The sequence below is a fragment of the Segatella copri genome (assembly GCF_019249795.2).
GTDB lineage: Bacteria > Bacteroidota > Bacteroidia > Bacteroidales > Bacteroidaceae > Prevotella > Prevotella copri_B.
Map to the genome: position 1 here is coordinate 2900141 of NZ_CP156891.1, position 18212 is coordinate 2918352.

At 45.9% G+C, this 18212-nt stretch carries 16 protein-coding genes, 1 pseudogene and 1 riboswitch; of the genes and pseudogenes, 12 read left to right on the forward strand and 5 right to left on the reverse strand.

Features of this window, described 5'->3' with window-relative positions; genetic code table 11:
• Positions 1 to 98 precede the first annotated feature (98 nt).
• From KUA48_RS12025 to KUA48_RS12035, 3 genes are all read left to right on the forward strand, one after another.
• The gene (locus KUA48_RS12025) at positions 99 to 1454 is read left to right on the forward strand and encodes a PTS galactitol transporter subunit IIC (RefSeq protein WP_117695507.1); all 1356 of its coding nucleotides are present in this window, start codon (positions 99 to 101) and stop codon (positions 1452 to 1454) included.
• A gap of 27 nt (positions 1455 to 1481) precedes the next feature.
• A complete protein-coding gene (gene kduI, locus KUA48_RS12030) occupies positions 1482 to 2447 on the forward strand; it encodes a 5-dehydro-4-deoxy-D-glucuronate isomerase (RefSeq protein ID WP_153079339.1) in 966 nt (321 codons plus the stop codon).
• A 111-nt stretch (positions 2448 to 2558) separates the two neighbouring features.
• Positions 2559 to 4022: an MFS transporter gene (locus KUA48_RS12035; RefSeq protein WP_118153798.1), complete on the forward strand. Its 1464-nt coding sequence runs from the start codon at positions 2559 to 2561 to the stop codon at positions 4020 to 4022.
• A 96-nt stretch (positions 4023 to 4118) separates the two neighbouring features.
• Here the strand turns inward: KUA48_RS12035 and KUA48_RS12040 are convergent, their stop codons facing one another.
• A complete protein-coding gene (locus KUA48_RS12040; RefSeq protein WP_218432375.1) occupies positions 4119 to 4856 on the reverse strand; it encodes a nitroreductase family protein in 738 nt (245 codons plus the stop codon).
• A gap of 369 nt (positions 4857 to 5225) precedes the next feature.
• Here KUA48_RS12040 and KUA48_RS12045 point away from each other — a divergent pair.
• From KUA48_RS12045 to dnaA, 5 genes and pseudogenes are all read left to right on the forward strand, one after another.
• Positions 5226 to 5684: pseudogene (locus tag KUA48_RS12045) on the forward strand (ribonucleoside-diphosphate reductase, adenosylcobalamin-dependent); the annotation flags it as partial.
• A 66-nt stretch (positions 5685 to 5750) separates the two neighbouring features.
• Positions 5751 to 6128, forward strand: a complete 378-nt coding sequence (gene folB / locus KUA48_RS12050; protein WP_153072817.1) for a dihydroneopterin aldolase — start codon at positions 5751 to 5753, stop codon at positions 6126 to 6128.
• Positions 6129 to 6222: 94 nt separating this feature from the next.
• Positions 6223 to 7524: an N-acetylmuramoyl-L-alanine amidase gene (locus tag KUA48_RS12055; RefSeq protein ID WP_371833710.1), complete on the forward strand. Its 1302-nt coding sequence runs from the start codon at positions 6223 to 6225 to the stop codon at positions 7522 to 7524.
• 50 nt (positions 7525 to 7574) lie between these two features.
• Positions 7575 to 8474: an MlaD family protein gene (locus KUA48_RS12060; protein ID WP_118201291.1), complete on the forward strand. Its 900-nt coding sequence runs from the start codon at positions 7575 to 7577 to the stop codon at positions 8472 to 8474.
• A gap of 310 nt (positions 8475 to 8784) precedes the next feature.
• On the forward strand, positions 8785 to 10200 hold the full coding sequence (dnaA, locus tag KUA48_RS12065; protein WP_153079334.1) for a chromosomal replication initiator protein DnaA: 1416 nt from the start codon (positions 8785 to 8787) through the stop codon (positions 10198 to 10200).
• Positions 10201 to 10348: 148 nt separating this feature from the next.
• On the opposite strand, the gene pnuC is transcribed toward dnaA, so the two are convergent.
• Entirely contained in the window at positions 10349 to 10942 is a 594-nt protein-coding gene (gene pnuC, locus KUA48_RS12070) for a nicotinamide riboside transporter PnuC (RefSeq protein WP_218432373.1), read from the reverse strand.
• Positions 10943 to 10954: 12 nt separating this feature from the next.
• Positions 10955 to 13315 carry a TonB-dependent receptor gene (locus tag KUA48_RS12075; RefSeq protein WP_256624425.1) on the reverse strand — a complete coding sequence of 787 codons (2361 nt, stop codon included), beginning with the start codon at positions 13313 to 13315 and terminating at the stop codon, positions 10955 to 10957.
• Between the two features lie 28 nt (positions 13316 to 13343).
• Positions 13344 to 13454, reverse strand: a riboswitch (TPP riboswitch).
• 167 nt (positions 13455 to 13621) lie between these two features.
• On the opposite strand from KUA48_RS12075, the gene KUA48_RS12080 reads away from it, so the two are divergent.
• Together KUA48_RS12080 and KUA48_RS12085 are read left to right on the forward strand one after the other, a co-directional pair.
• Positions 13622 to 14944, forward strand: a complete 1323-nt coding sequence (locus KUA48_RS12080; protein WP_218432371.1) for a RagB/SusD family nutrient uptake outer membrane protein — start codon at positions 13622 to 13624, stop codon at positions 14942 to 14944.
• 399 nt (positions 14945 to 15343) lie between these two features.
• Positions 15344 to 15490 carry a hypothetical protein gene (locus KUA48_RS12085; protein ID WP_153079331.1) on the forward strand — a complete coding sequence of 49 codons (147 nt, stop codon included), beginning with the start codon at positions 15344 to 15346 and terminating at the stop codon, positions 15488 to 15490.
• Positions 15491 to 15612: 122 nt separating this feature from the next.
• Here the strand turns inward: KUA48_RS12085 and KUA48_RS12090 are convergent, their stop codons facing one another.
• Positions 15613 to 15852, reverse strand: a complete 240-nt coding sequence (locus KUA48_RS12090; protein ID WP_147380585.1) for a hypothetical protein — start codon at positions 15850 to 15852, stop codon at positions 15613 to 15615.
• Positions 15853 to 16179: 327 nt separating this feature from the next.
• Between KUA48_RS12090 and KUA48_RS12095 the strand changes: the two genes are divergently transcribed.
• Complete coding sequence (locus KUA48_RS12095) at positions 16180 to 16482, forward strand: DUF4160 domain-containing protein (RefSeq protein WP_119238464.1); 303 nt, start codon at positions 16180 to 16182, stop codon at positions 16480 to 16482.
• The gene (locus tag KUA48_RS12100; RefSeq protein ID WP_118254233.1) at positions 16479 to 16727 is read left to right on the forward strand and encodes a DUF2442 domain-containing protein; all 249 of its coding nucleotides are present in this window, start codon (positions 16479 to 16481) and stop codon (positions 16725 to 16727) included. Before KUA48_RS12095 ends, KUA48_RS12100 begins: the two co-directional genes overlap by 4 nt.
• A gap of 193 nt (positions 16728 to 16920) precedes the next feature.
• On the opposite strand, the gene KUA48_RS12105 is transcribed toward KUA48_RS12100, so the two are convergent.
• Positions 16921 to 18207: a M18 family aminopeptidase gene (locus tag KUA48_RS12105; protein WP_218432368.1), complete on the reverse strand. Its 1287-nt coding sequence runs from the start codon at positions 18205 to 18207 to the stop codon at positions 16921 to 16923.
• Positions 18208 to 18212: the final 5 nt, after the last annotated feature.

The following is an 18212-nucleotide window of genomic DNA, read 5'->3' on the forward strand; positions in this document are numbered from 1 at the left end:
AAAAAAGTGTATCTTTGCACACAACAAATCATAAAAAGACAAAAGAGGGTGCTCTTTGTCGTGTATTTTCTAACAATTAAACAATACTACAAATTAAAATGGAACAAGTATTTAGCTATATTATCAGTCTCGGTGCGAGCGTGATGATGCCTATCATCTTCACGGTCATCGGTCTGTGTATTGGCATGAAATTCGGAAAGGCTCTGAAGTCGGGACTCTTCGTAGGCGTGGGTTTCGTAGGCTTGGGCGTGGTAACAGCATTGCTTACTACCAACTTCAACGACCCATTGAAGGCTATTTCAGACATCTACCACTTACAGTTAAACGTTTTTGACATGGGATGGCCAGCAGCTGCAGCTGTAGCTTACAATACAGCAGTGGGAGCATTGATTATCCCAATCTGTCTGGGTGTCAACTTCCTGATGTTGATTACCAAGACAACACGTACAGTGAATATCGACCTCTGGAACTACTGGCACTTCGCCTTTATCGGTGCAGTGGCTTACTTCGTGATGGGTCAGAGTTTGCTCTGGGGCTATTTCGCAGCCATCGTCTGCTACATCAATACCTTGGTCTGTGCAGACCTGACAGCCGACAGATTCCAGAAATATTACGATTTGGATGGTATCTCTATTCCGCAGCCATTCTGCCAGAGTTTCATGCCATTCGCAATCGTTTTCAATAAACTCTTCGATATGATTCCGGGCTTCTCTAAGCTCGATATCGATGCAGAGGGACTGAAGAAGAAGTTTGGTGTGCTCGGCGAGCCACTGGTACTCGGTGTTATCGTAGGTGCCCTGATAGGTTGGGCAGCCCAGCTCGATATCAAGAAGATTCTCTTCCTGGGTGTAACGATGGGAGCCGTGATGGAGCTGATTCCTCGTATTACAGCCCTGTTTATCGACGGTTTGAAGCCTATCTCAGAGAAGACACAGGAGTTGGTGAAGACCAAGTTTAACGGCAAGAAGGTTCATATCGGTATGAGTCCTGCCCTGGTAATCGGCCATCCTACTACTCTGGTAGCATCTGTGATTCTGATTCCGGTTATCCTGGCTATCGCAGTCTTCCTGCCAGGCAACCAATTCTTGCCTTTGGCTTCGTTGGCAGGTATGTTCTACCTCTTCCCAATGATTCTGCCGTTTACAAGAGGTAATGTGGTGAAGACGCTTATCATCGGCCTGGTAACCCTCGTCATCGGTCTCTATTTCGTTACCGATATGGCACCAGACTTTACGCTGGCAGCCAACCAGGTTTATGCAGCAACAGGCGATAATGCCGCTCATATCCCTGACGGATTCTCAGGCGGTGCACTCGATTTCGCATCCTCTCTCTTCGGATGGGTTATCTATCGCGGTGTGAAGCTTTCATACGTAGGTATGGGTGTTCTCGCAGTCATCACGGTAGCCATGATGGTTATCAACCGTCAGCGCATCGTGAAGGAAGAAAAAAAGTAAAAAGGTAAAAAATAAAACAAGATAATTATGAAGAAATTAACATTAATATTAGCAGCAATGGTATTAACAGCAAGTCAGGCTTTTGGTCAGTGTGGAAAATGTGGTTATGAAGTGAAGGCAGAAAATGCCTACACTAACTACAACGTTCGTTATGCAAGCAATCCGATGGATGCAAAGCACTATACAACAGACCGCCTTCGCAGTGAATTCGCTATCGAGAAGGTGTTTGCTCCAGGCGAGGTAAACTGGACATACACCATGTTCGACCGCTTCCTCATTGGTGGTGCTGAGCCAACAACCGCTCCTCTGAAGCTGACTTCTATCGCTCCTCTCTATACAGACAAGCCAAACGATGAGAAGAATCTGCTCGACAACCGCGAGTTGGGTATCATCAACATCGGTGGCGAGGGTACTGTTACCGTTGACGGCAAGAAGTATACGCTCGGTTTCCAGGAGGCTCTCTACGTAGGTCGTGGTGCCAAGAACATCGAGGTAAGCAGCAAGGATGCAGCTAAGCCAGCTAAGTTCTATATGAACAGCGCTTGTGCTCATCAGACATATCCTACCAAGAAGATTACCCTGAAGGATGCCAACAACATCAAGGCTGGTAGCCTGAAGGAGAGCAACGACCGTGTAATCCACCAGTTGATTATCGACGGTGTAGCCGGTGTTCGTACCTGCCAGTTGCAGATGGGTGTTACTGAGTTGAAGGAGGGTTCTGTATGGAACACCATGCCAGCTCATACTCACCTCCGCCGTATGGAGACTTACCTCTATTATAATGTACCAGAGGGTCAGAAGATTCTCCACGTAATGGGTGAACCACAGGAGACACGTCCTATCTGGTTGAACAACGAGCAGGCTGTGATTTCTCCAGAGTGGTCTATCCACTGTGCAGCAGGTACCAGCAACTATACCTTTATCTGGGGTATGGCAGGTGAGAATCTGATCTACAACGATATGCAGGTAGTGAAGATTCCTACATTGGAATAATAAGATACATGATATGGCAACCTGGTTTATGATTAATATGAGCCAGGCTTTGCCGTCTAAATAGTAATCTAAAATAAAAATAAGTATAACGCTTAAAAACTTTTTTATAAAATGAGCCCTATTACAACAAGTAAAATGTCCAACTTCCGTTGGGTAATCTGTGCGCTGCTCTTCATCGCAACCACAGTCAATTACATGGACCGTCAGGTTCTCTCTTTAACATGGAAAGACTTCATTGCTCCAGAATTCCACTGGACAGATGATCACTATGGTACCATCACCGGTCTTTTCTCCATCTTCTATGCCATCGCTAACCTCTTCGCAGGTAAGTTTGTTGACTGGATGGGCACCAAGAAAGGTTATCTCATCGCCATCTTCGTATGGTCAACAGGTGCTGTGATGCACGCCGGTTGCGGTTGGGTAGCTATGCAGATGGAAGGTTATGATTCTATCGAGGCGCTCCGCATGGTACAGGCTGGTAGTGATGCAGCTGTAGCGATTGCTACAATCAGTGTATGGCTGTTCCTCTCTTGCCGCTTGATTCTTGCTGTGGGTGAGGCAGGTAACTTCCCTGCAGCCATCAAGGTAACAGCAGAGTATTTCCCTAAGAAAGACCGTGCTTTCTCTACCGCTATCTTCAACAGTGGTGCTTCAGTAGGCGCTTTGGCAGCACCAGCTACCATTCCATTGTTGGCTCGCAGCCTGGGCTGGGAGTGGGCATTCATCATCATCGGTGTGCTCGGTTATGTATGGATGGGCCTCTGGGTATGGCTCTATGACAAACCATCTAAGAGCAAGCATGTAAACAAGGTTGAACTTACTTATATTGAACAGGATGAGGACCTCGAAAAGATTGAGGCTGGGAAAGAGACAGAAAGTGCCGCTGAGGAGAAAACTATCGGTTTCCTGAAGTGCTTCAGCTACCGTCAGACCTGGTCATTCATCGTAGGTAAGTTGATGACTGATGGTGTTTGGTGGTTCTTCCTCTTCTGGGCACCTGCTTACTTCTCTGACCAGTATGGTTATTCTTCAGATTCAGGTATGGGTATCGCCCTCATCTTCACTCTCTATGCTATTGTAACCGTATTGAGTATTGGTGGTGGTTACTTGCCAACCTACTTTGTTGACAAGAAGGGTATGAATCCATATATCGGTAGAATGCGTGCGATGTTGATTTTCGCTTGCTTCCCATTGCTCGGTCTGATAGCCCAGCCTATGGGTGAGTACAGTGCATGGTGGCCAGCTATCATCATCGGTTTGCTCGGTGCAGGTCATCAGGCATGGTCAGCTAACCTCTATTCTACCATCGGTGATATGTTCCCTAAGTCAACTGTAGCTACTATCACCGGTATTGGTGCGATGGCAGGTGGTATCGGTTCCTTCCTGATTAACAAGGGTTCCGGTATGCTCTTCACCTATGCAGATGGTCAGGGTTCAGCCTTCAGCTTCATGGGCTTCGATGGCAAGCCAGGTGCCTACATGATTGTATTCTGCATCTGTAGTGTTGCTTACCTCGTAGGCTGGTGCATCATGAAGGCATTGGTTCCTAAGTACAAGCCAATCGTTGTAGAATAATGAAAAGGTAAAAAAGTAAAAAGGTAAAAAGGTAAAAAAAGCCTAGCGGAATGTTAACCAGCGAGGTGCCCTTTTTACCTTTTTACTTTTTTACCTTTAAATAAATCCTTGCTGCTTGAGGGCTTCGAGGAAACCTTGGCTCATCGCCTCGCAATCTTTCTTTGTGTATCGGATGTCGGTGAAAACCTGGGCTAGGGTCTCTACGTTGTTGATGCGAACGAACTCCTTGTTTTCTTCCAGAGCTTCCTTCCCTGCATAGAAGTCGTCAATCTTCTCTGGGGTGTAATCTTCGAAATGCTCGTGGTGGATGATGCTGCGCAGAGGGAGACGGTCGCTCAGGGCTGGATGTTCTGCCGGCCAGCCGATGGTCAATGTGGCTACTGGCATTACGAGCTTAGGGAGCTTCAGAGTGTCGATAATCATCTTTGGCATATAAACCGTAGTTCCCAGGAAACAGGTGCCCAAACCGGCTTCTTCTGCCAGGTTCGTGAAGGTCTGGGTGAAAAGAAGGGCATCGGTAGCTGCATTCATAAAAGAGAGAATGTTGTCATAGCCCGGGGTTCCCTTGCGGCTCTCTGCCCAGAGGGTTGTGCGGCGATAATCGGCACAGATGGTGAGGATGACCGGGGCTTCTGTTACCATCGGCTGGTTGAAGTGGGCTGGCGCCAGTGCCTTCTTTCCTTCTTCACTTCTTGTTACCACAACGCTGTAAAGCTGCAGGTTTCCCATTGTCGGGGTGCGCTCTGCCTCTTCCAAAAGGCGGTTCAGGAGTTCTTCAGATACTTCCTTCTCTGCATATTTTCTGATGCTTGTTCTGTTCTTAATCGATTCCATATCTTTTTTATTTTATCATTATACCTTAATATATATATAGGAGTTCTGTTCCATTTCAGAACCCTATTTTGCTGCAAAGTTAGTGAAAGTTTCCCAAAAAGTTGTCTTTCTTTCGCTTTTTTAGTGAAATATATGGCAAAACGTTTCAGATTTTAGAAATAAAAGTTTAATTTTGCACCTAAATATGAAACGTTTGATATGAAATATACTGAAAATATGACTTTTGAAGAGGCTTCCAAGGCTCTTATAGATGAATTGAATGCTAATCTGGCAACACTTCATCAGAATTATCATGTAGAACAGTCTGATTGGAATAAACTCTATGATCAGATAGCCAATGTTGTTTCAGAGGAAACTCATCTTCCTGTTTTCTCTCCTGAAGTGATGGAGGTGCGACCTCGAGAACTCGAATGCGATGTGGTGCGATTCCAGAATAATAAGGAGAAATGGGTGGCTCTTGTAGGACTGCTCGACGGTCATCCATACGAAATCTTCACGGGTTTACAGGATGAGGACGAGGGTATCATGCTGCCTAAATCTGTAAGCAAAGGCAAAATCGTGAAGACCATTCTGGATGGAGGCTTGAAGCGATACGACTTCCAGTTTGTGAACAAGCGAGGATATAAGATTACGGTTGAGGGATTGAGCGAGAAGTTTAATCCTGAATACTGGAACTATGCCAAGCTGATTTCCGGTGTGCTGCGCTACCGTATGCCTATCGAACATGTCATCAAACTCGTTTATCAGCTCCAGCTTACTTCAGATAACATCAATACCTGGAAGAAAGGTGTTGTGACAGCCCTGAAGAGATATCTGAAGGATGGTAGCCTGATGAAACTTTACGATGATAGCGATTCCGAATCCTAATCCCCAAGATAGAAACTGATATAAACTATGCTTTTCTGTAGTAAGATATACTTGAAGAATGTCCGTTTCCATGCGTATCACGGCGTTCTGTCACAGGAAACCCAGGTGGGCAACGATTATGTGGTGAATCTGGATGTGAGCTATGATTTCTCCAGAGCCATGGAAACCGATGAACTGGCTGGAACCCTCAACTATGCAGAACTCTATGAACTCGTGAAACAGGAGATGGAGATACCTAGCAAACTGCTGGAACATGTAGCCGGAAGGATAGGAAAGCGACTCTTTGCAGAATATCCGACTATTCAGAAAATACAACTCGCTATTACCAAAGTTAATCCTCCTTTTGGAGCAGATTGTGACGGCGCAGGGGTAGAAGTTGTATTAACAAATGATAAAACTTTATAGTAGATTTAGGTTTTCTGATACAAAAGTAGTAATTTTGCAAAATCATCAGAAAGATATGTTGAAGAAAATAACACTCATATTGACCCTATTGTGTATGTTGGTGCTGACAGCGACAGGCTCCAACCGCCGTTTCACGCTCGTTATCGACCCAGGTCATGGTGGTCATGATGTGGGCGCACGTGGTGCTATTTCCAAAGAAAAGAATATCAATCTCTCTGTGGCATTGCAGTTTGGCAAATATGTTGAGCGCAATATGCCGGATGTGAGAGTCATCTATACCCGCAAGACGGATGTCTTTATTCCTCTGAAACAGCGTGCCAACATTGCTAACCGCGCCAATGCCGACCTGTTTATCTCGGTACATACCAATGCGCTGCCAGCCGGTAAGATAGCCCGCGGTTTTGAAACCTATACGCTCGGTATGCACCGTGCCAAGGATAATCTCGATGTGGCTATGCGAGAGAACTCCGTTATCTCGATGGAGAAGGGCTATCAGCATACCTATCAGGGTTTCGACCCGCGATCTTCTGAGAGTTACATCATCTTCGAGTTTATACAGGGTAAGAATATGGAGAGAAGCGTAGAACTGGCGCGCAATATCCAGCGAAAGGTATGTTCCGGTGCCAACCGTCCGGATAAGGGTGTGCATCAGGCAGGATTCCTGGTTCTCAGAGAAACCTCGATGCCTAGCTGTCTGATAGAGCTCGGTTTCATCACTACTGCCGATGAAGAAAGACTGCTCAACGATGCCAGCAGGGTGGATGATATCGCCCGAGGCATCTACGAAGGTTTTGCGCAATATCGCAATAAATACGATAAATCCATCTCGGTTCCTTATCGAGCTGCGGATACAGAATCGGTGCCGGTTGCCAAGATAGTTTCTGATACGAAACAGGAAAAGGACGAGCGCCGTGCTGAGGAGGCGGATACTGCGCCGAGAAGAACGGTGAAGCAGGTGGAAACCAGAGCAACAAAGGCTAAAACGGTTCAGCAGAACAGAAGACAGAACCCGCAGGATAAGCCGGCTCAGCAGAGCAGACAGACGCAGCAGAGCAGACAGACGCAGCAGAATAGAACTGTAGCTCAGAACAAGCCGGCACAGCAGAAAGCCAATGTAGCCGATGCGCCTGTCTTCAAGCTCCAGATATTTGTCAGCAACCGCACGCTCCGCAAGGGCGATGCCCATTTTAAGGGCGAAACCGGTTATGACAGTTATCAGGAAGGCAATATGGTGAAATATACGATGGGAGCTTCTACCAACTATAATGAGATTTTCCGCTTGCGCAAGACGCTTGCCGAGAAGTTCCCGGAAGCTTTCATCATAGCTTTCAAGAATGGAAAGAAATATGATGTGAATCAGGCTATACGTGAGTTCAAACAGAACAGAAACCGCTGATTGACCTGAGTAAGGATAAGATATAAGCACGAATATATAAAGAGATAAATATGAAGCTAACAAAAGAAATCAAGATAGCTCTTGTAGCTATTGTCGGTATTTTGATTATGTATTTCGGAATCAATTTTCTGAAAGGCATGAATCTGTTCTCTACCAACAACGCCTACTATATGACGTTTGATGACATCCAGGGACTGGGTGCCTCTACGCCTATTTATGCGGATGGTTATAAGGTAGGTATCGTGGATGGTTTGGAATATGATTACAAGGAGAATGGTCCTATCAAAGTAAAGGTGGATATTATCAAGGATTTGAGAATCCCGCAGGGCAGTAAAGCCGAAATAGTAAAAGACTTGATGGGTAACCTGCAGGTGAATCTGCTTCTGGCAAACAATCCGCGCGAAAGAGTAGAACCGGGAGGTATCATTCCGGGTGCTGTAAACGGAGGCATGATGGATAAGGCTGCCAACCTGGTTCCGGTAGTGGAAAAGATGTTGCCTAAGTTGGATTCTATCCTTACCAGCGTGAATGCGCTGCTGGCTGACCCGGCTCTGGCTGCTTCGCTGCATAATGTGGAAACCATCACAAGCAACCTCACCGTTTCTACACGTGAACTGAATACCCTGATGGCAGGACTCAACAAACAGGTTCCGGGTATGATTGGAAAGGCAAATGGCGTGCTGGATAATACCAACCGCCTCACAGCTAATCTGGCCAGTCTTGATGTGCAGGGCACTTTGAACAAGGTGAACCAGACTTTGGAGAGTGCTCATCAGTTTACTGAGAAGCTGAACAGCAACCAGGGCAGCCTCGGATTGCTGATGAACGATACCAAACTGTACGACAATCTGACGTCAACCATGAGTCATGCCGACTCCTTGGTTATCGACTTGAAGGCACATCCGAAACGCTATGTCCATTTCTCTGTTTTCGGCAGAAAAGACAAGTAAAAAGAGTTTGAGCTAAATAAATTTAGTCTAAATAAGATTCGGTATGTTTCACGCCCCGAAATGACTCGCAAACTGTTTGTTTGTTAGCCGTTTCGGGGACGTTACATTATTGTTTCACTGAATTTCAGTCTGCTATATTTGTATTTTATACAAGTGTTTGGTATTCAGTAATTTAAAGACTATCTATTAAAATATTTTAAATAAGGGGATTTGCATTTCTCCTATTTTTTTTGTAACTTTGCACGTGATTTCGCATCTTTTGGTGCGTCCCGTCATTTGTGAATTAAAGTATTAATAATATAAGTAATCAATGTTAGCAAGTCCAAAAGCCCTCTGGGACAACAGTCTTTTGCTCATAAAGAACAGTGTAACAGAGCAGCAATATAACACATGGTTCAAGCCAATCGTCTTTGAATCGTACAAGCCGTCGACAAAGACTTTGTTGGTGCAGGTTCCGAGTCCGTTCGTATACGAGTACTTGGAACAGAACTTTGTTGACTTGTTAAGTAAGGTGCTGCATCGTAATTTTGGTGAAGGAATCCGTCTCACTTATCGTGTTGTAACCGATAAGGAGCATAAGCTTTCTCAAGATATTGAGGCAGATCCAGACGATGCTGATATGGCAAAGCAAACTCGTGAGTGTGCCCAGCAGACGGCTGCCCAGCCTGCCGCTCCCCAGCAGCAGGAAGACATTGATACGCAGTTAGACCCGAAGCTTACTTTCAACAATTATATGGAGGGTGACAGCAATAAGCTGCCTCGTTCCGTAGGATTGTCTATTGCCGAGCATCCCAATACCACCCAGTTTAACCCAATGTTCATTTACGGACCTTCGGGTAGCGGTAAGACGCATCTGGTGAATGCCATCGGTCTGAAAGCGAAGCAGATGTATCCTCAGAAGCGTGTGCTCTATGTGAGTGCCCGTCTTTTCCAGACCCAGTATACCGATGCCGTGCTCCATAATGCGAGCAATGATTTCATCAACTTCTATCAGTCTATCGATATGCTGATTGTGGATGATATCCAGGAGTGGGCTGGTAAGGCGAAGACACTGAATACCTTCTTCCATATCTTCAACCACCTCTTCCGCAACGGAAAGCGTATTATCCTGGCGTGCGACCGCCCTCCGGTAGAGTTGAAGGATATGCCAGACCGTCTGCTCACCCGTTTCTCTTGCGGTCTGGTCTGCGAGTTGGAGAAGCCGAATATCCAGTTGTGTGTGGATATCCTGAGCAATAAGATTCGTCGTGACGGTTTGAAGATTCCGGTAGATGTCATCTCTTTCATCGCCCAGACCTGTAACGGAAGTGTGCGCGATTTGCAGGGAGCCATCAATGGTCTTCTGGCTTACAGCATTGTTTATAACAGCAGCATTGATATCCGTCTTGCCGAACGCGTCATCAAGCGTGCGGTGAAGGTGGATGATAAGCCGCTCACCATCGATGATATTGTTGAAACGGTTTGCCATCATTATAATGTAACGGTTACTGCCGTGAACAGCAAGAGCCGTAAGCGTGATTATGTCGTGGCAAGACAGGTAACGATGTATCTGGCACAGAAATATACCAAAATGCCTGCTTCGAGAATCGGCAAACTCGTTGGTAATCGTGATCATAGCACAGTTATCCACAGTTGTTCAAAAGTGGAAGAAAGACTGAAGATTGATGCTGGATTCAGCGATGAACTGGTTAGTATCGAAAACGGATTAAAGGTGAAAAGGGCATAAAGGATGTGCTTTTCGCTGATAGGATAAGTTTAAGCGCGGAACCTTGGTATAGTGGTTCTTGTTTATATAAATGAAATAAAGGAAGCCTGGCAAGTTTGTTTTTGCCTTGGCTTCCTTTTTCCGTCTATAATATCTGAACTATTAACTATCAACTCTTTTTCATCATCATCTTCTTCCATTTAAAGTATCCGGCTACGGCGATGATGACGTAGAGACCGTAAAGTCCTGCCTTGAATGGGATACCTTTGACGATATAGAGATAGAAGCAAACGGCATCTACGATAATCCAGAAGAACCACTGCTCGATATATTTGCGTGCCAGCGCCCAGAGCCCCACAAAGCTCAGGGCATTGGTGAAACTGTCTTGCAGAGGAACTGTAGAGTTGGTGAAAGTTATCAGTATATAATAGGTGATACCCCAGGTTGCCAGGAAGAACAGAAGAGTAGGCAGATAGAGCGACTTCTTCATATAGGTAATCGGAAGTTCTTCTTTCTCCTTCTGGTTGTGCTTCTTGCCATATTTCCATACGGCATAACCATATATACCGGCTATCGTATAGTAGACCGCCATACCCGCATCGCCGTAAAGACCATGACTCCAATAGAGCCATACGTCCAGGGCAGGCATGATGATGCCTACCAGCCAAAGCCAGATACTGGCACGGTACTCCAACAGGATATAAACCAGTCCGAGTACCGTGGTAAAGATGTCTAAACCATGTGATGCAATATAATCCATCATGATGATTTCTGATTAGAACTTCAATGTAAGATGCGTCATCCAGGTGGTATCTGCCATCGGGATGTAGGCTATCTGCTTGAATCGGTTGTCCAATGTATATCCGTAACCGATAGCATTGCCCCAGGTGAATGCGCTGGCTGCATAGTGGCGGTTGAAGATATTGTTGATGTCTACACCGAAGCTTATCTCCTTGATGCCGAGTGCCTTGGTTACCTTAGCACTGTAGTTCAGGCTCAGGTCGCTCTGTGAATAGCATGGCAGTGAGAAGTCGCGGTCTTCTGTATTGGTAATATACTGGCGACTTACAAAGTTGGTGTGCCAGGTAGCTGAGAAACCGGCATAGTGGATATCGATGAATCCGTTCAGGATAGCTGATGGAGAATAAGACAGGGTTGAGTTGTCGTAATGTACTACGCCTGGCTTCTTGTCGTCTTCCCAGTTGCTTACATACTCATCAAAGTCCTTAATCTTGTTCTTGCTCAAAGCGGCATTTCCTTCTACAGACAACCATGACAATGGTGCCCAGCCGGCTGTCAGCTCTACGCCCATACGGTAAGAATCCTTGATGTTGGTGGTCAGTGCCTCGCCGATGTCACTCAGCTGTCCGGTCTGAGCCAGCTGGTTGTCATAATCCATATAGTAGAAGTTGGCGCCTGCATGCCAGTTGTCGCCCTGATACTGATAGCCGAACTCTACATCGAGCAACTTCTCCTCTTTAGGGAATGGATAGTTGAAGTTGTCGGTAAAGTTGTTGCGCTCTGGCTCGCGGTTGCTGTAGGCTACAGATGCGTATGCCTTGTGGCCATCCTTGTTGAAGCTGATACCTGCCTTAGGATTGAAGAAGTTGTACTTCTCGTTGATGTTCAGCTCCTGGTTCTTGTAGCTGCCATCTGCCTGGGCGATAAATTTATCGTTGATACCGTCGGTCTTGTATTCTACACGGCGATACTGCAGGTCAGCGAAGGCATTCCAGTAGTCTGCAAAGCGATAGCTTGCCTTGACGAAGGCGCTGTAGTCATACTTGTGGGCATCAGAATCATAGTACTTATACTGGCCGTTGCTGTCGAAGAATTTCTTCTCGGCATCCTGGTTGGCGATATAAGTAAGGTATCCCCAGTGGTTGCCGCGGAACTGCTGCAGGTTCAATCCGCCGATAACATCCCAGTGCTCATCCTTGTAGTTGGTATTGTATACCATGCCGTAGGTATGCTGGCTGAGTCCCTTCTTGCGGATGAAGTCTGACTTCTTAACCTTGTTGCCCTCTGCATCCTTGTAAACGAGTCCGAACTTGGCAAACTTGGCGTTGTTCTTGAACTCCTTGTAGTAGCCGTAGCCATAGGTATAATGCAGTGAGAGGCTGTGGCTCCAGTGGCTGCTTGGTGTCCAGGTAGCCGAAAGGATGTTGTGGTTCTGATAGAAGTTATCAGTAGTCTTGTCCCATTTGCTTCCGTCGCGCAGGGTATAAGGAGTGATGGTATAATCGCCCTTGCCGTTGCGAACCATATCGCCTGTCAGCACGTTAAACTTATCCAGACCTGCCTTATACATATCTTTATAAGTGCGGATGCCATCCTGAAGGAGGCTGAAGTTAGAGTTGTAATCTCCGCCCAGCACACCGTTCCAAGCCTGACCGGTCTTCTCGAAGTTGCCGATGTTCTTGTAGCTTACCTTGAAGTTATCGCTCAGCCAGGTCAGTCCGCCATAGTAAGAACCTGAGCGGCCTTCTGTGCCGTCTACATAACCGTCGGTAGCTGTCTCGTGATAAGCACCGTCAAAAATCAGATGCTTGCCGAGCAGACCTGTAGAGAAGCTGGCGCCTGTATGATAGGTATTGTAAGAACCGAAAGAACCGGTAACTTCTGCAGTAGGGGTGAGCGAAGGAGCAGCTGTAGCCATAGAGATGCTTCCACCGAAGGCACCGTCGCCATTGGTAGAAGAGCCTACGCCGCGCTGTACCTGGATGCTGCCCAGGAGCGAAGAATAACTGTTCATGTTAGCCCAGAAAACGGTCTGGTCTTCCGGTGAGTTGAGAGCCACTCCGTCGAGTGTTACATTGATGCGGCTTCCGGCAGCGCCACGAATGCGCATATAGGTAGTACCGGTGCCGATACCGTTCTCACTCCAGGCGAGGATGCCCGGTGTACGAGAAAGGAGAAATGGCAATTCCTGACCTGAGCAAGAGAATTGTTTGAGTTCTGATTTCCTGATGTTAGCCACGGCGTATGGAGCTTCCTTTGCGGCACGTACGCCTTTTACAATCACTTCATTCAAATTCTGCACCTTCAAGGTGTCGATTTTTGTCTGTGCCAGTGCAGCCTGGCTTGCCAAAGAGCAAAACGCTACACTGAGTGCGATCCCGTTGAATCTTTTCATTTATTTAAATTAAAAACATCATATAAGGGGGGAATGTGCCTTATTTTCCTACGCCAGCATTACCTGGTTCAGGTCGATGGGTATATTCTCAGCATCCGCTTTTTTCTCTTTTCCGGCGGTAGCACCCCTTAGTTAGCTCTCTGCTAACCGGGTGCAAAGGTACAAATAAATTTTAATCCCGCAAAATTTACGTAGATTTTTACTATATTTGTGTCCTTTTATCATTCTTTTTTCTTATATTTGCAGTCGGATTGCTGTTATTCGCAGTCTTGACAGTTTGAAACCTAAACTTCATGTGATATGGTTATGAGACGATATATTTCACATTTGTTCACGTGGGTCATCTCTTTCCTGACCCTGTTGGCATTCTCATCGTGCTTGAATGAGCATCCTAAGGATCAGCTCGATGGGGGTGGCAGCAATGGTTCTGCGTCTGAAATATTTGATACGACCATAGCTCCTTTGTATGATTTTATGGGTGGAACGATAGATGGGGAAGGCATCTGCGATATTCAGCGTCTGGACAGTCTGCTTTCTCTTTCTCCTGATGATGAGCAGCTTTATTCTTCCTGGCAATATCTTTATCGGGCTATCGGTATGTGCAACAAGTCGCTGGATATGATTGATTTACAGTCAGTACGCCTTACCGATAACCAGAAGGTGCAGTTCAAGGCTGAGGTGCGTGCCATCAGAGCCATGATGTATTATGAGGCGATGGATTTGTATGGCAGGATTCCGGTACTCCTGTCTGCGGCAGAATCACTCATCTATGAACCGGCATCGGGCTCTTCTGTTACCGATGAAAAGCTGTCGGCTCAGAGCGAACGGAGCGAAATCTTCCATTTCATCTTCAGCGAATTGCAGCAGGTATTGCCTTATCTTCCTCAGACGTCCAGTTTGGAGGAAGGCTCTCATTATGGACGCATCACGCAGCCTGTGGTCAACTTCCTGCTGGCTAAACTGGCGCTGAATGCTGAAATCTATATGTATAACGATTGGGCGCAGGGTTACAGGAAGCGTCCGAAGGGTAGGGACCTGGAATTTATGGTGCGTACTGCCGATGGCGCCTCGCTCATTACGGGCGGCAAGGCGAGTGAGAACCGCAGCAGAATATTGAATGCTTGGGAAACCTGTATCTTCTATTGCAACAGATTGGCTGATGAAGGCTGCAGTTTAGAGGAGGATGAAATCTTCAACAGTTCTGCGCGTTATCTGATGCCGAAGGATGCGCTGGTGATGGATGAGGCTGATTCTGTTCTGCATTCCCGACCAGCCAAACCTCTTTTCCGTTTCCGTTATGCTGATGTTTTGCTGATGAAGGCTGAGGCGATGGAGCGCAACGATGGGGATGGCAGGGCAGAGTATAATATGGTTCGTGCGCATGCCGGTTTGCCTGCGCGCAAGTCTTCGCTTGCCAATATTCTGGAAGACCGTCAGGTTGTGCTGGCGGGCGAGACTTGTCACCGTCAGGACCTTATCCGTTTCGGCAAGTTCCTCAAGTCCTCGCATCTTCGCCGTTCTGTTCAGTCCGCTCTCTCGTCCTCTTCCATCGTCTTCCCGATACCTCAGCGAAGCCTTGCCTTCAATGGCAAGTTGGTTCAGAACAAAGGATATGAGGCAATGGAATAGTCCAAAACTCTTCATCCGATAGCTCGAATCCCCTTTATATAAAGGCATTCCAAGCGATTGGGTAAAGAGTAAAATCAATTTTTCTTCTTTTCTGATATCAGCCGTAAACGGTGTTATATTTCGGTTATTTAAAAACCTGGCAAACCGGTTTTCGTTCGCTGTTTGGCTCAGACAGCCCACTGTTCTTCCTACCGCTAGTCTGCTGTTCTAGTTTCTCCAGTCTGCTGTTCTTGTTTCACTCGTCAGCTGTCCCCGATAAATAAAACCATTTTTTTCTTTTTAAAAATCACTTTTTCCTTTTTCTACCCTCATTTCAAAATAAAAAATGTACTTTTGCATGCATATTAAGACGATTAAACTGTAATCTTGGCAGATGCCAAATACAAAAATAAGAACGAAATGGATACATTATATTTATTGCAGTTCACCTGTTTCCTATTTATGCTCGTCAATATCCTCATCCTGGGTATTACCCGTCTGCACATGAAGTGGATGAACCGGCGATATGAAGTGTCACGATGGCTGGTTATAAAAAGTATGTACTAGGTGTCTCCTTCCCCCACGAAGGAGACACCTTTTTTGTAGGAATGCGACACCATTGTGGGGGGAATGTGACACCTTGTTTCAAAGAAAAACACTATATTTGCACCATGAAAAGTATAACAGATTCATTTGCCTAAGAAGAACAGGCTATCCTGATAGTAGCTTTGTTTCTCCTCATTTATGTTGGCATCATGATTAATGTCATGGTGAGGGAATACAGGACCTATCTTGATGATCACCCGATGTATCATTTCAGCCTGGGTGATTTCATCAGGAGAGGGCGTTTCTATATCTGCCTCATTCTCGGCGTAGTGTTTATCACGTTCGTGTGTCTGGTGGTCAGTCTGATGCCAATCAGTATTCAATAATTTCTTGGTAAAATATAATAACAAAACATGGTGTGAAATTTTATCAAGCCAGTGGTTAGCGTCATGGAAATGGAACCCCCATGGGCCGACTATCCCCTGTTACTCTATCGTCCCCCAGGCATCACATTTGATGTCTGGGAGCAAAATAAAAAGCCCCGGAGCTATTACGCTTCGGGGGCTGTTTCTGCTTTCTAGGTATCATGTTGATAGGTAAGTTCATGAACATCCACAACATTTTTTCCGAAACTTTTCTCCTGTTTTCTTTGCACTTTCAAAATAAAGTCGTAACTTTGCAATCAAGATAGGTTAAAAAAGGAGGTTGCGATGCCAAAGATATTTGAATACTTCGGATTTATCTTTCTGTTCTATTCGAATGAGCATGAACCGATACACGTTCATGTAATGAAGGATGGACATGAAGCTATTTTCGAGATAATATTAGAAAATGGTGAACTTGTTGAAATTCACAGAAGAACTTCTAGCAAGATACCACCTTTAAGTGAGAAGGATGCTGCTACAGCAGAGGCCTTTGTGAAGAAGTACTATAAGAATATAGTTGATAAATGGGTAAACTTCTTTATTTATAAGAAAAGAATACGTTCAACAAAAATAACGAAGAAATTATGAATTTAAGTATTGTTTCTGCAAGATATGTGGCACCATTAAAAGTTGAATTACACTTTAATGATGACACTGTTAAGACGATAGATGTTGGGGCTTTTATTAGAAATCACCCACATCCGCAATATAACTCTTACTTGAATGAAAACAAATTCAAAAAGTTCAAGATAGAGTTTGGAAATATCGTTTGGGGAAAAAATTGGGATTTGATATTCCCTATAGATAAGTTATATGCTGGCGTTTGCTGCTGAACAAAAAGCCCCCGGAGCTATTACGCTTCGGGGGCTTTTTTCTCTTTTTTTCTTCCCATATTGCGTATAGTATATTTCTATATGGGTGAAGAGTGGGTGAAGAGATAAAGAAAACTCTTCACCTCCCGAAACCCCGATAAACAGAGGGGGTACAGGCGAGAAGGTGAAGAGTGAAGAGATAAATCGGGATTGCTTACAACTGATAGAACTTGGTGAAAGCCTTCACGCAATATTCGTGGTCGATAACACTACCGGTTTCGCGGCAACTGTGCATAGCGAGGATGGCATTGCCCATATCCACACCCTTCAATGGGATGGAAGAGGCGAGGATATTGCCCAATGTGCTGCCACCTGCCACATCGCTGTGGTTTACGAAACGCTGGCATGGTACACTGGCTGCATCGCAGATGTTGGCGAAGATGGCTGCTGATACAGCATCGCTCGCATACTTCTGGGCTGCATTGAACTTGATGACCGGACCACCGCCCAACTTAGGATGATTCGTAGGGTCGAACTTCTCGCTATAGTTAGGATGCCAGGCATGCGCATTATCGGCTGAAATCATGAAGGCACGCTCTACTGCCTGATAATAAGCCTCTTCTGTATGGCTCTGTGCCAGGGCGATGCGCTGGAGCATATATGAAAGGAATGGACTTCCGGCTCCCTGTTTGGTCTGGGACCCCGTCTCTTCATTATCGAAGATGGCGAGAACCTGGGTGGTATCATTGGCATCTGCTGCAATCATCGCCTCTACACCAGCCCAGCACATAGACAGGTCGTCGAGTCTGCCTGAAGAGATAAACTCATCGTGTACACCGAAGGTGCAGGCTGGAGTGGCATCAGCCAGGTAGAGATCGAAATCAAGAACATCCTCTTTCAGGATATTCAGTTCGTCGGTTATCACATTCATCAGGAGGTTACCCTTCTCCAGTTCATCATTGATGATGCCGAGGATAGGGAGTACATCCTTCTGCTTGCTTAACTTCACACCATCATTCACCTGACGGTTGAAGTGGATAGCGAGATTGCTGATCTGCAGCAATGGGCGCTTCACATGAAGAAGGAGCGTCTGGGGATTCATCGCATTCTCGCCCTTCACGATAACTCTACCTGCCAGGGTGAGCGGACGGTCGAACCAGGTTGACATGATTGGACCACCATAAACCTCGGTATTCAGTTTTACGATACCGCCCTCGCAAAGCATCTCAGCATTTGGCTTGATGCGGAAGGTAGGCGAATCGCAGTGGGCGCAGATCATGTGGAAACCGGCATCTGCCAAAGGTTTCTTTCCGATTTGGAAGGCGTAGATGGAAGAGTCGTTCTTGGTAACGAAGAACTTTTCACCCGCTTCAATCTTGCCCAAAGGCTCCTGTGGGTTCATACGTCGGAACCCGTTCTTCTCCAATTCCTCGGAGATATTCTTTACTGCCAGGAAATTCACTGGCGATGCGTCTAGAAAGGATAATAATCTTTTGATCATAGTCT

Bases quoted from the DNA above. Each gene is read 5' to 3' on its own strand.
- KUA48_RS12025 (WP_117695507.1), top strand. From the start codon at position 99: ATGGAACAAGTATTTAGCTATATTATCAGTCTCGGTGCGAGCGTGATG.
- kduI (WP_153079339.1), top strand. From the start codon at position 1,482: ATGAAGAAATTAACATTAATATTAGCAGCAATGGTATTAACAGCAAGT.
- KUA48_RS12035 (WP_118153798.1), top strand. From the start codon at position 2,559: ATGAGCCCTATTACAACAAGTAAAATGTCCAACTTCCGTTGGGTAATC.
- KUA48_RS12040 (WP_218432375.1), bottom strand. From the start codon at position 4,856: ATGGAATCGATTAAGAACAGAACAAGCATCAGAAAATATGCAGAGAAG.
- folB (WP_153072817.1), top strand. From the start codon at position 5,751: ATGCTTTTCTGTAGTAAGATATACTTGAAGAATGTCCGTTTCCATGCG.
- KUA48_RS12055 (WP_371833710.1), top strand. From the start codon at position 6,223: ATGTTGGTGCTGACAGCGACAGGCTCCAACCGCCGTTTCACGCTCGTT.
- KUA48_RS12060 (WP_118201291.1), top strand. From the start codon at position 7,575: ATGAAGCTAACAAAAGAAATCAAGATAGCTCTTGTAGCTATTGTCGGT.
- dnaA (WP_153079334.1), top strand. From the start codon at position 8,785: ATGTTAGCAAGTCCAAAAGCCCTCTGGGACAACAGTCTTTTGCTCATA.
- pnuC (WP_218432373.1), bottom strand. From the start codon at position 10,942: ATGATGGATTATATTGCATCACATGGTTTAGACATCTTTACCACGGTA.
- KUA48_RS12075 (WP_256624425.1), bottom strand. From the start codon at position 13,315: ATGAAAAGATTCAACGGGATCGCACTCAGTGTAGCGTTTTGCTCTTTG.
- KUA48_RS12080 (WP_218432371.1), top strand. From the start codon at position 13,622: ATGAGACGATATATTTCACATTTGTTCACGTGGGTCATCTCTTTCCTG.
- KUA48_RS12085 (WP_153079331.1), top strand. From the start codon at position 15,344: ATGGATACATTATATTTATTGCAGTTCACCTGTTTCCTATTTATGCTC.
- KUA48_RS12095 (WP_119238464.1), top strand. From the start codon at position 16,180: ATGCCAAAGATATTTGAATACTTCGGATTTATCTTTCTGTTCTATTCG.
- KUA48_RS12100 (WP_118254233.1), top strand. From the start codon at position 16,479: ATGAATTTAAGTATTGTTTCTGCAAGATATGTGGCACCATTAAAAGTT.
- KUA48_RS12105 (WP_218432368.1), bottom strand. From the start codon at position 18,207: ATGATCAAAAGATTATTATCCTTTCTAGACGCATCGCCAGTGAATTTC.